The organism is bacterium (assembly GCA_041648665.1).
Taxonomy (GTDB): Bacteria; UBA10199; UBA10199; order 2-02-FULL-44-16; family JAAZCA01; genus JAFGMW01.
In genome coordinates this window covers 1-12,919 of sequence record JBAZOP010000083.1, presented here as the reverse complement: position 1 = coordinate 12,919, position 12,919 = coordinate 1, and the positions used below count along the sequence as shown (strand labels likewise).

General features: G+C 59.5%; 10 protein-coding genes, 1 tRNA gene and 1 pseudogene. 1 reads left to right on the top strand and 11 read right to left on the bottom strand.

Going from position 1 to position 12,919, the window contains the following annotated elements:
- The first annotated feature begins 105 nt into the window (after window positions 1-105).
- Entirely contained in the window at window positions 106-1,059 is a 954-nt protein-coding gene (locus WC683_16580) for a glycosyltransferase family 2 protein (GenBank protein ID MFA4974225.1), read from the top strand.
- Window positions 1,060-1,063: 4 nt separating this feature from the next.
- Here the strand turns inward: WC683_16580 and WC683_16575 are convergent, their stop codons facing one another.
- The 11 genes and pseudogenes from WC683_16575 to WC683_16525 all read right to left on the bottom strand — a co-directional run.
- Entirely contained in the window at window positions 1,064-1,894 is an 831-nt protein-coding gene (locus tag WC683_16575; GenBank protein ID MFA4974224.1) for a ChbG/HpnK family deacetylase, read from the bottom strand.
- 13 nt (window positions 1,895-1,907) lie between these two features.
- Window positions 1,908-4,383 (bottom strand): annotated as a pseudogene (gene lon, locus WC683_16570) (endopeptidase La).
- A gap of 3 nt (window positions 4,384-4,386) precedes the next feature.
- Window positions 4,387-5,649: an ATP-dependent Clp protease ATP-binding subunit ClpX gene (clpX, locus tag WC683_16565; GenBank protein MFA4974223.1), complete on the bottom strand. Its 1,263-nt coding sequence runs from the start codon at window positions 5,647-5,649 to the stop codon at window positions 4,387-4,389.
- The gene (gene clpP, locus WC683_16560; protein MFA4974222.1) at window positions 5,646-6,269 is read right to left on the bottom strand and encodes an ATP-dependent Clp endopeptidase proteolytic subunit ClpP; all 624 of its coding nucleotides are present in this window, start codon (window positions 6,267-6,269) and stop codon (window positions 5,646-5,648) included. Before clpP ends, clpX begins: the two co-directional genes overlap by 4 nt.
- 36 nt (window positions 6,270-6,305) lie before the next feature.
- The gene (gene tig / locus WC683_16555; protein ID MFA4974221.1) at window positions 6,306-7,640 is read right to left on the bottom strand and encodes a trigger factor; all 1,335 of its coding nucleotides are present in this window, start codon (window positions 7,638-7,640) and stop codon (window positions 6,306-6,308) included.
- A gap of 30 nt (window positions 7,641-7,670) precedes the next feature.
- Window positions 7,671-7,752 (bottom strand) — tRNA-Leu (locus WC683_16550).
- A 90-nt stretch (window positions 7,753-7,842) separates the two neighbouring features.
- Window positions 7,843-8,610 carry a class I SAM-dependent methyltransferase gene (locus WC683_16545; GenBank protein ID MFA4974220.1) on the bottom strand — a complete coding sequence of 256 codons (768 nt, stop codon included), beginning with the start codon at window positions 8,608-8,610 and terminating at the stop codon, window positions 7,843-7,845.
- A 10-nt stretch (window positions 8,611-8,620) separates the two neighbouring features.
- Window positions 8,621-9,370 carry a class I SAM-dependent methyltransferase gene (locus WC683_16540; protein ID MFA4974219.1) on the bottom strand — a complete coding sequence of 250 codons (750 nt, stop codon included), beginning with the start codon at window positions 9,368-9,370 and terminating at the stop codon, window positions 8,621-8,623.
- Between the two features lie 4 nt (window positions 9,371-9,374).
- Window positions 9,375-10,784, bottom strand: a complete 1,410-nt coding sequence (locus WC683_16535) for a dipeptidase (protein ID MFA4974218.1) — start codon at window positions 10,782-10,784, stop codon at window positions 9,375-9,377.
- Window positions 10,781-11,416 (bottom strand): hypothetical protein, encoded by a 636-nt coding sequence (locus WC683_16530; protein MFA4974217.1) that lies wholly within the window; start codon window positions 11,414-11,416, stop codon window positions 10,781-10,783. Before WC683_16530 ends, WC683_16535 begins: the two co-directional genes overlap by 4 nt.
- Before the next feature lie 111 nt (window positions 11,417-11,527).
- A partial coding sequence (locus tag WC683_16525) for a hypothetical protein (GenBank protein MFA4974216.1) occupies window positions 11,528-12,919 on the bottom strand: 1,392 nt, incomplete at its 5' end.

The following is a 12,919-nucleotide window of genomic DNA, read 5'->3' as shown; positions in this document are numbered from 1 at the left end:
CGATCAGCGGCTATCCCGCGCTGTCGGATTTCGTAAGGCAGAATTACGAGCTCGAGTCGAGCATGGATGGGGCCGATATCTATTTGAGGAAGAGGAGAAACTGACATGGAGGAGAAAAAACTCAAGACCTCGATCGTTATCCCCCTCTACAACGAGGAGGATAACGTCTCCGAGCTGCACGCGCGCCTCAAGAAGGTCATGGACGGCCTGGGCCGCAGCTACGAAATCATATTCGTGGACGACGGCAGCAAGGACCGGACCTTCGAACTCGCGCGCCAGGCGCAGAAGACGGACCCCAATCTCACCATAATAAGGTTGAGGCGCAGCTTCGGACAGACCGCGGGGCTCGCAGCCGGCATAGAACGCTCGTCCGGGGAAATCGTGATCACGATGGACGGCGACCTGCAGCACTTCCCCGAGGACATACCGCTCCTGCTGGCGAAGATAGACGAGGGCTACGACGTGGCAAGCTCCTGGCGCAAAGAGAGGGTGGACAGTTTCTTTCTGAGGAGATTGCCCTCGCTGATCGCGAACAAACTCATGGCCTGGCTCTCGGGGGTGAGCCTGCACGATTTCGGCAGCGTCTTCAAGGCCTACCGCCGCGAGGTGCTCGAGGACGTGGACCTCTACGGGGAGCTCCACCGTTTCATCCCGGCGCTGGTCAGCTGGAAGGGCGTATCCATAGCCGAGGTCCCGATCAAGAACATCGAGAGGCAGAAGGGCAAGTCCAACTACGGCCTGTCGCGCACCTTCAGGGTGCTGATGGACCTTCTCACGGTGAAGTTCATGATCAGCTACATCGCAAGACCCCTGCACTTCTTCGGGCTGATCGGCCTCGTCCTCTTCACGATCGGATTCACGGTGGCCCTGATCATCAGCATCCTCTATTACTTCGACGACCTGATAATAACGGAGCACCTGGGGAACCTGATGTTCGCGCTGTTGGCGATGGTGCTGGGCATCCAGCTCGGCGCGCTGGGGCTCTCGCTCGAGGTCTCCAGCCGCACATATCACGCCGCGACCCACCGACGCGTCTATGCGATAAGGGATATATATTGACGAGTCACAGGACCGAGGATGGGGACTCCAGCTTGATTCCCTGCTCCGTTATCTCGCGCATGAGATCGAGGTCCGTGAGGATCGGTATCTCTTCCGTGCGCCTTTCGCTGTAGGAATCGAGTTTGCAGCTGCAATAGCCCGGATGGACCATGATCTCGCAGAGGCCCTCGGGGATCATCTTCAACGTATCGATCCACCTCCGCTTGAGATCGGGGCACGAGCCGAGAGAAAATCCGCCGAAGTGATCCGAAGTCCTGAAACCCCTCGCGCTCCAGTACCGCGGAGAGGAGGCGGCGAGCATGAAGACGGCCAGCCTTCGCACCGCGTTGCGCCTCCAGGGAGACCATGATCCCTCCCTCGGCGCGCGCACATACGGAATCCTGAATTCACGCGCCACCCTCTCCGCCGCGGCGGCGACGCCCGGGAAGGCGTGCACGTGGTGATGTCCGTCGATGTGGCTGATGCTCTTCCTGCGCGAGGCGAGCTTCGCGCACTGGGCCCATATCTCGCGGTACGCCTCCTCCGGCGAAAGGGCCTTCACCATCGATTTCGCGAGCAACCTTGCCCTCGGCAGGAAAATACCGTTTGAATCGACCAGCGACGGAATCTCCGTCGGATCCGAGACCGGCCTACCCCACGTGAGGTTCGCGTGCAGCCCCACATCCAGAGGAACGCCCGATGATTCGAGCTCGGAAAGCGAGCTTCCAAAATCAGGCGTGTTGGCCATGACGCTTGTGGAGCGCACAAGGCCTGCGCTGGCCGAGGCGATGATGCCGCGGCTGACGTCGATGGTCATGCCGAAGTCGTCGGCATTGACGATTAGTCTCTTGTCCATATGCGGGCTGACTTCAGTGGGTCTTGATCCCGATCTCGGCCTCAGCCTCCTCCTCGATCTCAACCTCGGGATGGGCATGGGATCTCTGCTTGATCTTGAGCATCCCCTTGGAAGAACCTCCTCGTTTGAACAGGCTTTCCGGATCGTCCAGCTTGAGGGCGAATTTGAGGACCTCGTCCATGTGCTCCACCGTGACGACGTCGATCTCTTTCAGGATCTTGGCCGGTATCTCCTTCAAGTCCTTCTCGTTCTCCTTCGGGATGATGATCGTCTTTATCTTGCCCCTGTGGGCGGCGAGCAGCTTCTCCTTCAGGCCGCCGATCGGCAGCACCCTGCCGCGCAGGGTTATCTCGCCGGTCATGGCCACGTCCTTGCGCGAGGGGATCTTGAGCAGCGCCGACGAGATCGCCGTAGCCATGGTGATGCCGGCGGACGGCCCATCCTTCGGTATCGCGCCCTCGGGGAGATGGACGTGTATGTCGAGCTTGCTGTAGAAGTCGCGGCCCAGCCCAAGATCCTCGGCCCGCGATCGCACGTAGCTCATGGCGGCCTGCGCAGACTCCTGCATCACGTCGCCGAGCTTGCCGGTGACGATGAGCTTTCCCCTGCCAGGCATGACCGAGACCTCTGTCGTGAGCAGCTCGCCGCCGACCTCGGTCCAGGCCAGCCCGGTCGCGATCCCAACCTGGTCCATCTCCTCGGCCAGGCCGAAGTGAAACTTCGGCACGCCCAGGAACTGCTGCACTTTTTTGGGTGATGTTGATCTTCTTGTCGCGGTTGCCGGACTTGACCACGTCGCGCGCCACCTTGCGGCATATGGAGGCGATCTCGCGCTCTAAGTTTCTCACGCCGGCTTCCCTGGTGTAGCGACGGATGACGAGCTTGATCGCGGCCTCGGTGAAGTTGATGTTCTTCTCGGTGAGGCCGTTGGCCTCGCGCTGTTTCTTGATGAGGTACAGCTGCGCGATCTTGAGTTTCTCGAGCTCGGTGTATCCGGGGAGGCGTATTATCTCCATGCGGTCCTGCAGCGGCGCCGGGATCGCAGGAAGGGTGTTCGCCGTGGTGATGAACATGACGTTGGAGAGATCGAAGTCCAGGTCCATGTAGTGGTCGTTGAAGGAGCTGTTCTGCTCCGGGTCCAGCACCTCGAGCAGGGCCGCGGAGGGATCGCCGCGGAAGTCCATGCTCATCTTGTCGATCTCGTCGAGCAGGAAGACCGGATTGGAGGAGCCGGCCTTCTTCATGCTCTGCAGCACCTTTCCGGGGAGCGCGCCTATGTAGGTCCTGCGGTGCCCGCGGATCTCGGCCTCGTCGCGCACTCCGCCCAGGCTCACGCGTATGAACTTGCGGCCCATGGAGCGGGCGATCGAGCGGCCGAGCGAGGTCTTGCCGACTCCCGGGGGGCCCACGAAGCAGAGTATCGGACCCTTCATCTTGTCCACCAGCGAGCGGACCGCCAGATACTCGAGTATGCGCTCCTTCGGCTGCTCCAGCCCGTAGTGATCCTCGTTGAGGATGACCTCCGCCTCCTTGATGTCGAGCTTGTCCTTGGTGTTTTCGTTCCACGGGAGCGCCAGCGCCCAGTCGATGTAGTTGCGCACGACCGTGGCCTCGGCGGACATCGGGCTCATCATCTTGAGTTTCTTTATCTCCTTCTGTACGCGATCGGCGGCCTCGGCGGAGAACTTCTTCTTCTTCGCCTTCTCCTCCAGCTCCTGTATCTCGTTCTTGAAGTCGTCGCGCTCCCCCAGCTCCTTCTGTATCGCCTGCATCTGCTCGTTGAGGTAGTACTCGCGCTGCGTCTTCTCCATCTGCTTCTTGACGCGCGAGCGTATGCGGCGCTCGACCTGCAGTATCTCGATCTCGGACTGCATCAGGCTCATGAGCTTCTCGAGCCTCTCTCCGGCGGAGACGATCTCGAGTATGCTCTGCTTGTCCGGGAGCTTGAGCGTGAGGTGGGCGACTATGGTGTCCGCGAGCCTAGATGCATCGTCGATGGTGGAAACCGACGCCAGCATCTCAGGGGGAATGCGCTTGTTGAGCTTCACGTATTGCTCGAACGTAGATTTGACGCCGCGCATCAGCGCCTCCACCTCCACGCCCACGTCCTCGCCCTCGCCCAGAGGCTCGGCCTCGACCATGAAGAAGTTGGGGCTGCTCACATACTGGGCGATGCGCGCCCGCCTCTTGCCCTCCACCAGGACCTTCACGGTGCCGTCGGGGAGTCTGAGCAGCTGTATTATGGAGGCCAGCGTCCCGATCTTGAATATGTCCTCGGGCTTCGGGTCGTTGGTCTTGGGGTTGATCTGCGCCGAGAGGAGGATGTCCTTCTCCTTGTTCATCGCCTCCTCGAGGGCCGCGATGGACTTCTCCCTGCCCACGAACAGCGGCACGACCATGTGCGGGAACACCACTATGTCCCTGAGGGGAAGCAGCGGGACGAGCGTGCGCTCGCCCATCTCGTGGTTCTGATGCATCTCGTCGCTCATCTTTTACGCTCCTTCCGCCTTCTTCTCGCTGTCATAGACCACGAGCGGGGGTTTCTTCTTGAGTATCACGTCCGCGTCGATGTGAACCTCGCGTATGTTTTCCTTGGACGGGACGTCGTACATGATCTCCAGCATCACCGATTCGAGTATCGCGCGCAGGCCCCTGGCGCCCGACTTCCGGCGCACCGCCTCCTTGGCGATCGCCTCAAGCGCGCTCTTATTGAACTCGAGCTTCACCTTCTCCATCTCGAAGAGCCTCTGGTATTGCTTCGACAGCGCGTTCTTGGGCTCGGTGAGCACCCTGACCAGCGCCCCCTCGTCCAACTCGTCGAGCGTGGCGAGCACCGGCACCCTGCCCAGGAATTCGGGTATCATTCCGTACTTGATCAGGTCCTCGACCTGCACGTCCTTCAGGAGCTCGCCGATCCGCTTGTCGGTCTTGCCCTTGATCTCGGCTCCGAAACCCATCTTCTTCTGGCCTATCCTGCGCTCGACTATGTCCTCGAGGCCCACGAAGGTGCCGCCGCAGATGAAGAGTATGTCGCTCGTGTCGACCGGGATGAACTCCTGCTGCGGATGCTTTCGTCCCCCCTTGGGCGGGACCGAGGCCACAGTCCCCTCCATGATCTTGAGCAGCGCCTGCTGCACCCCCTCGCCCGAGACGTCGCGCGTGATCGAGGGGTTCTCGGACTTGCGGCTGATCTTGTCTATCTCGTCGATGTAGACGATGCCTCGTTCCGCGCGCGCGCGATCGAAGTCCGCGGACTGCAGGAGGTAGAGGATGATGTTCTCGACGTCCTCGCCGACATAACCCGCCTCGGTCAAGGTCGTCGCATCCGCTATGGCGAACGGAACCTTGAGGAGCCTGGCCAGCGTCTGCGCCAGCAGCGTCTTTCCCGTGCCGGTGGGGCCGATGAGCAGAATGTTGGATTTCTCTATCTCGACGTCATCGGACTGTTTGCGCACGCGCGATTCGATCCGCTTGTAATGGTTGTGGACCGCGACCGAGAGCACCTTCTTCGCGTGGTCCTGACCGATCACGTAGCCGTCGAGCACGTCCTTGATCTCAGAGGGCTTAGGCACGCCGATGCGCTCGCCGGTGCGCGTGCGCACGTTCTCCTCGGCGATGATGTCGTTGCACAGCTCGATGCACTCGTCACAGATGTAGACGGTCGGGCCCGCGATGAGCTTCCTCACCTCGCGCTGGCTCTTGCCGCAGAACGAGCAACAGAGGTTCACCGGATCTTCGATTGGCGGTTTGATCATTTTTTCACCTCGACGGCCTCTACCTTAGCCGGCCTGTAGGTCACAATCTCGTCGATCAGCCCGTAGTCCTTCGCCTCCTGGCACGTCATGAAGTAGTCGCGGTCCGTGTCCGTCTCCACCTTCTTGATATCCCGGCCCGTGTGCTTGGCCAGTATCTTGTTCACGTCCTCGCGCACGCGCAGGATCTCCCTGGCGTGGATCGCGATGTCCGAGGCCTGCCCCTGAAAGCCGCCCATGGGCTGGTGGATCATGATCCTGGAGTTGGGAAGCGCGAACCGTTTTCCCTTGGCGCCGGCAGCCAGAAGGAGCGCGCCCATGCTGGCGGCCTGGCCCATGCAGAGCGTGGAGATCTCGGGGCGCACATATTGTATGGTGTCGTAGATCGCGAGACCCGCGGTGACGCTCCCGCCCGGCGAGTTCACGTAGAGGTGTATGTCCTTGTCAGGGTCCTCTGATTCCAGGAAGAGCAGCTGGGCGATGATCACATTGGCTATCTCATCGTTTATAGGCGACCCGAGGAATATTATACGATCCTTGAGGAGCCGGGAGTATATGTCATAGGCGCGTTCCCCCCGTTGGCTCTGTTCAATAACCATTGGGATCAGTTCATTTTTGATCATATCCCCTCATTTTTCTGAAAAATTCGTCAAAAATCGTTATTTTTTCTCTTTTTTTGGCTTTTCCGTTTTGATCTTAGCCTTGCTCACCACTAAATCAAGGGTTTTCTCGAAGAGGATTTGGGAGCGAAGACTCTCTATCATATTGTTCTTATTTAGATATTCCTTAACCTTCGCCAACTGGTTGCGCGAATCAGAGGCCATGCGCTTGATCCTCTCCTCCATCTCCTCCTCAGATACGCTGAGTTTCTCTGCCTCAGATATGGCCCTCGTGAGCATGTAGCCGCGAGCCCTGTCCGTGGCCTCCTTGATGTTGTGCTTCACGAACTCGCGCGAATCGATTTTGGAGGCGTCGAACTTCTGGCCGCGCGACTGCGCGTTGCGTTTGAGCTGCTCGAGCATGTTGCCCAGCTCGGCGTCGATGAGCGCGGTGGGGACCGCGAGGTCCTTGTGCTCCGAGATGATCGCGCGGATCGCCTGCTCGCGAAGCGCGGCCTGCGCCATGCCCTCGCGATACTCCGCGATGCGCCTCTTTATCTCGACCCGCACGTCCCCCAGGGTCTTGTGGTCGCCAAGCTCCTTGGCGAAATCGTCGTCCAGCTTCGGCACGACCTTGCGGCGGACCTCCTTCACCTTCACGTTGAACTCGCCCTTCTTGCCCGCGATCTCGCGCCTGAAGAAATCGGTCGGATAGTGGAACGAGATGTTTCGTTCCTCGCCCGCCTTCATGCCCACGATCTGGGATTCGAACTGCTCGAGCAGGTGGCCTGCGCCGAAATCCACCACGTAATTCTCGGCCTGGCTCCCCTCGAAAACCTTTCCGCCGGCAGTGCCCTTGAAATCGATCATGGCGACCATGCCCTCGCCGATCGCGCCGGAGGGGTTGGGCTCGAGCTGCGTCATCTGTCGCTGGAGGCCCCTGAGCTCGGCCTCCACGTCCTCGTCCGTCACCTCGATCTTCTCAGTCGTGAGGGAGAGACCGTCGTATTTTTTCACCTTCACGTCAGGATATATCTCGACGACGGCCTTGTACTCGAACGGCTTGCCCTTCTCAAACTTGCCCGCGCCCTCGACGCGAGGATCGGAGAGCGGTATTACGCCGGATTCCTTCAGGGCGTCCGGATAGCTCGAACGGATCGCGATCTGCAGGGCCTCGGCCTCGACCTCGTGGCCGAACTTCTGCATCACCACGCTTTCCGGCACCTTGCCCTTGCGAAAGCCGGGGAGTTTGGCCTCTTGCCCCACCTTCTCCAGCGCCTCGCCAAACGCCTTGTCCACCGCCGCAGCGGAGACATGGATGGCGAGCGAGCGGCGGATGGAGTCGATGACCTCGACCATTTCCGGTTTGTCCGTCTTATCCGTCTTCTCTTTCATCGGAACCCCCTGCAATCAGGTGTGTTAATGTGCGAGGAGGGGGATTTGAACCCCCATGGATTTCTCCACCAGATCCTAAGTCTGGCGCGTCTGCCAGTTCCGCCATCCTCGCATAAAAAAAGACTGAAAACAGCAGAAAAGATGGGTCAAATTAGCTATTTTGAAGACCGATAGCAAGAAAAAGGGGGTCTATCTCTATTTTTTACAACTTCTCCGCGACGAGCGTCCAGGACATCGCATTGGTGTGCGTGAGGTGCCGGATCCTGATCGGCAGTCCCTCTATGAGCGCCCTCACCTCATCCTGCGTGAAGTAGCGCGAGATGCGGGGGATGAGCTGATCGAAGACCATGGCCTCCACGTGCCTGAAGGAACGCTCCTTGAGCTCGCGAAGATATGGATTGGGGCTGGGCAAAGCCAGGTATGTCTTGAGCAAGGCCGTGAGGATGATGGAGATGTACCTGGTGATGCATGGATGCACCCTCGACGTGAAATATTTCCTGAGCGGCTCCTCGAACGCGAGATAGCGCTCGTTTCCCTCGCGCGCATAGACCCAGATGATGAGGGTGCCGCCGGGCTTGAGCGCGCGAACGAGCCTCTCCACCGCCTCCCTGGGCTGCGCCAGATGATGGATCACCCCGATGCAGAATGCCGCGTCGAATTCGCTCTCATAGGCGATATCGTAGATAGACTCGAAGCCCACGCCGCAGTTGGGATACTCTTTGAGATTTTCCTTCGCAACGCCCACGGTCCGCGGATCGTAGTCGAACGCGTAGCCCGAGGCGGCGCCGGCCTTGAGCGGCCAGAGGCTGTTGCGGCCGATGCCGCAGCCCGCATCGAGGAATCGCTTGCCGCGAAAGAAGGATAGCGGCACGGGCTGTATCCACTGTTCGAACTGGCGCTCGTGCAGAGGGATAATCTCATTGTAGAATTCCCACTCGTAGCCGAATTGTTTCTCCGTCCCTTTTATCATGCCTTCCCGCCTATGCCCTCCGGGCGATCGCGAAGAGCTGTGCGCCCCTGGTTTTCGAATTTAACATGTACGCCGCCCTGAGTATCGCGCAGACCAGCCGCTGCGAAGCAGCGTAAGGCCTTTCGCTATATGCGCGCATCGTGCGCTCAGGCGAGATGTTCGCGAAAAACTTGGCCATATCGTGAAAAGGGAAACCGGCGTTCCAGACGCGGATCGGTTCCCAGCCGGAAGAGGCGAGCGCATCCCGCATCTCGGCCGCGGAAAAGTGCCGCTTGTGGCCCACCGACCTCTCGGTCTCATATACCTTCCCGCTCTGGGTCGATAGCATGAGCACCCCGCCGCCCGGCTTGGCCAGCTGCAATGCGTTGTGGAGCAGCGCTTGAGGATGATCCAGATGCTCGATGATCTCCGAGGCGATCACCGCATCGAAGGATGCGGCCACGCCGTGGGGAAATTCGCGCTCATCATCGAGGTCCGCCACCCTCCAGTCGATGGAGGGGTCGGCAACCCTGTCGGACTCGATCAGGCTCTCGGAGAAATCCATGCCGCAGAGGCGGGCGGCAGGAAAGGTCTTTTTGATCTCTTCGAGCAAAAGACCGCTGCCGCAGCCGAGCTCCACGATGCTCTCCGGCCTGACGTCCGCGAGCAGACCGAGGAAGGTCCTCATGCGGAATCGCGGCGCAGCCATCAGCCGCCAATAGTCGGTGCGGCCCGGCGACTTGCTCGCGTAATATTCTCGATTGACGTCCCCCTGGGTCATCGCCTCACTTGACCTTCACGGAAGCGGCGCTCTCGTAGAAATGCGCGCAGGCCACTATGCCCTTGTAGAAGTGGCTCAGTTTGAATTTCTCGTTGGGCGAGTGGATGTCGTCGTCCACGAGGCCGAAGCCCATGAAGATCGAAGGCGCCTTGAGCGCGGAGAGGAAGGTCGCGGTGATAGGCACGGACGCGCCCTCGCGCACCAGCACCGGCCTCTTGCCGAAGGCCTTTTCGACCGCTTCCTTGGCGCAGCCGATGAACGGATTGTCGATGGGGACCATTACCGGTTCGCCGCCGTGCATGAAGGTGACCTCTGCGGTCGCTCCCGGCGGGCAGATCTTGTTGATGTAGTCCGAAAGCAATTTGCGCACGCGCTCGATCTTCTGGTTGGCCACGAGCCTCATGCTGATCTTGAAGCCCCCCTCCGAGGCAATGACGGTTTTGGAGCCCTCGGCCATGTAGCCGCCCCAGATGCCGTTGACGTCCAGCGCCGGCCTCGCCCAGTTGCGCTCGGTAGCGGTGTAGCCTTTCTCACCCCAGAGCGCATTCACGCCCAGGTCCTTCATCAAGGCAGCGTCGGGTTCGCTCACCTTTGCGAACTCCTTGCGCTCCGCATCGGTGAGCGGCAGCACGTCGTCGTATATGCCCGGGATCGCGATACGGCCGTCGTCATCGTGCAGCTTCGCGATTATGCGCGCCATGGCCGTAAGCGGGTTCTGGACCTTGCCGCCGTAGACGCCGGAGTGCAGGTCGCGGTTCGGGCCGCACACCTTCACCTGGAAGTAGGCAATGCCTCGCAATGCGTAGATGATGGTAGGCAGTTCCGGTGAAGGCCACGAAGTATCGGAGAGGGAGACCGCGTCGCAGGCCAGCAGGTCCTTGTGCTCCTCCACGAACTTGGGCGTGCTGCCGCTGCCGCCCTCCTCCTCGCTCTCGAGGAAGAACTTGATGTTCACCGGGAGCTTACCCTCGGTCTTCATGATCGATTCGATCGCGAAGACGTGGGTGAGCAACTGCGTCTTGTCGTCGCAGGTGCCCCTTCCGTAGACGTAGTCGCCCTTGATCGTGGGCTCGAACGGAGGGGTCTTCCACTTGTCGATCGGGTCGACCGGCTGCACGTCGTAGTGTCCGTAGACCATGATCGTGGGTTTGTCCTTGCCTGCCTTGAGCCACTCGCCGTAGACCGCCGGAAACCCGCCGGTCTCCTTGAGAGAGGCGTTGTCGAAGCCTATGGACTTGAGTTTCTTCACGAGCCACTCGCCGCACTTGCGGATCTCCGGCTCCTTCTCCGGCAGCGCCGAGATCGTTTCCATGCGCACGCAGTCGAACATCTGGTCCAGGTGGTTCTTCTCGTTTTCCTTTATGTACTTGAGCACTTTTTCCATGATTATCTCCTTTTGCTTGGTGTCGTTCATTGTTTTTTTCTCTCCGTCAGTTCCCGCACAAACTCCCCATATCCATCGCCGCACCACTCCCAATCGGACCACTTCTTCACCAGCTCCATGTCGATCTCGTAGCTCTGCGCCATCTCCACGGCGTCCTCGAACGCCTCTCTGTCGCCCCAGCGATAGTACATGGCGAGCCGTTGGCGCACGCAGTCGGTGGGGTTGAGGAGCCTCACCTTGCATCCCTTTATCTTCATCGTGGCGATTTCTTTCACGAGGTCGTCTCCGACGGCGAGCGGCGGGGGCGAGAAGATCACGTCCACAGGGCACTTTCGGCTCTCGAACGTATAGATCCCGGTGCGCGAGAAACCGATGGCCTTCATCGCGTCCGCGAGTTCAGGCACCTCGTGCTCGGTGAGCACGAAATCGAGGGCGTCGGCCCTGAGCTTGGCCCCTATGTAGGCGGCCGCGCACCCTCGGCCGGTCAGCACGGGGTCGTAGCCAGCCTGCGCAAGGTGGTCGCTTATCAGAGCCGCGATCTGCTTCACCGGCATTCCCTCGAAATCAACGGAGACTTTTGCAGGTTTCACCTTGGATTTGGGCCGGGCCTTGGCCTTGATCTTAACCTTAGCATTGACCTTCTTCACCGGCTTCTTCGACATGGGGCGCATACTGTCATGCCCCGCCGGGCTTTGCAACAGTCTGCAAACATCCGAAAAAAAGGCGCCCAGGAGGGCGCCTTTGAGATCAGCACATTGATGTTCATATAGACCTCAGTGCATGAATTTGCCGGGTATGACGTCGCGTTTGTAGAAACCGAAGGGTGCCGCCTTATTGTTCATATCCTCCCATCCCTCCAAGTCGGAGAGCATGCGCTCAGCGTCCCCCACATCCTTATTGAAGATGTCTCCTGCCCTGGCGTCATCATATTGCGCCTGCCAATAGCGGTTGGTTATGTAGATATGCCTTATGTCCATATCGCCGTATTTCGTATACTCATGCCAGCCGACCACGCCGTCCCCCAATTTTTGCTCCAATCTCCAATCCCACCCTGTAAAAAGACGCAGATCGATACCCGCTACATCCTTGTTGTTCGGCACTGTCACATTGCTCTCGTCGGCCCTGTCGGATATTACAACATCCGTTTCATTATCACCGGCCCATTCCAGGTCCAAAAGAAAGAATCGCGCCCAGACGCCGACATTTTCGAGCCAACTCGAATAAGCATCGTGTCCGCCTTCTTTCATCGCCATGGCCGCCGAGTCCATGAACAATAATTGCATCTGATAATCCTCAGCAGGGCATTCCCCATCCACATCATCCTTATCGCATTCAAGATTCATACCTTCGTATGTGAACCCGACTTTGAAATCGGTGATCGGAGCGTCGGGATGATCGAGAGCGACATCCAGGGACGCAGTGCCGATGCGCTTGACAACGATGGTATCGCCGTCCGCCAGCGGAGCGACTGGGCAGGAGTCGGTCACGATGAAGGTCACGCGCTCTATCGACGGCTTTCCCCATCGATAGTCGCCGTCAGGGGCGTATGCGGACCTGTTCACCGGCAGCGGCCCATCGAACTCGTTGTCCGTGATGAAAGTTATCGTATCCCCGTCCGTCGAATAAGACTGCTCGGGCGACCATGTCCCGTATCTCCTCGGCGGATCCCACTCCCAATTCTCGGAAGGATGCACGCCGTATTTCGTCTTATGTATATTCTTCGGCACCTCCACGCCTTCCTTGCGCCAAGTAGGATCATGCGTCCACTTGCAGAGGTAGCGCGGCGCGCCCTGCAACTCAATCGTCTTCTTGTTTTTATTCACCCAGGCCTCGTACTCCTCGCAAGCCTTTCTTTGCCCCTCCGTCAGCCCGAACATGCCCCCCGGGCCGGACGGGCAGTTGAAGCCGCTTACGCACTGCAGCGCCAGCTCATGCTCAGGAGATCCGTATGGCCCGCTCGGCCAGTCCGCCTTCGAGCAGCCGATCTTCTCGCAGAGCGCTTTCTGATCGTACGTAAGGTGCATCCAGTCAGAGCAGTCAGGCCAGAAAGATCCGAATTGATCCATGGACATTGATGCTGCGATCTCCGCCACCTCTTCGGGTGAAAGGCAGGGTTTGTCAGGGTCGCGATATTCATAGTTAGTGATCCCGCGGGGAAACCTCCC

What these genes read in the sequence shown, in the direction of transcription:
- WC683_16580 (MFA4974225.1), top strand. Translation starts at nt 106, where the DNA reads ATGGAGGAGAAAAAACTCAAGACCTCGATCGTTATCCCCCTCTACAAC.
- WC683_16575 (MFA4974224.1), bottom strand. Translation starts at nt 1,894, where the DNA reads ATGGACAAGAGACTAATCGTCAATGCCGACGACTTCGGCATGACCATC.
- clpX (MFA4974223.1), bottom strand. Translation starts at nt 5,649, where the DNA reads ATGATCAAACCGCCAATCGAAGATCCGGTGAACCTCTGTTGCTCGTTC.
- clpP (MFA4974222.1), bottom strand. Translation starts at nt 6,269, where the DNA reads ATGATCAAAAATGAACTGATCCCAATGGTTATTGAACAGAGCCAACGG.
- tig (MFA4974221.1), bottom strand. Translation starts at nt 7,640, where the DNA reads ATGAAAGAGAAGACGGATAAGACGGACAAACCGGAAATGGTCGAGGTC.
- WC683_16545 (MFA4974220.1), bottom strand. Translation starts at nt 8,610, where the DNA reads ATGATAAAAGGGACGGAGAAACAATTCGGCTACGAGTGGGAATTCTAC.
- WC683_16540 (MFA4974219.1), bottom strand. Translation starts at nt 9,370, where the DNA reads ATGACCCAGGGGGACGTCAATCGAGAATATTACGCGAGCAAGTCGCCG.
- WC683_16535 (MFA4974218.1), bottom strand. Translation starts at nt 10,784, where the DNA reads ATGAACGACACCAAGCAAAAGGAGATAATCATGGAAAAAGTGCTCAAG.
- WC683_16530 (MFA4974217.1), bottom strand. Translation starts at nt 11,416, where the DNA reads ATGTCGAAGAAGCCGGTGAAGAAGGTCAATGCTAAGGTTAAGATCAAG.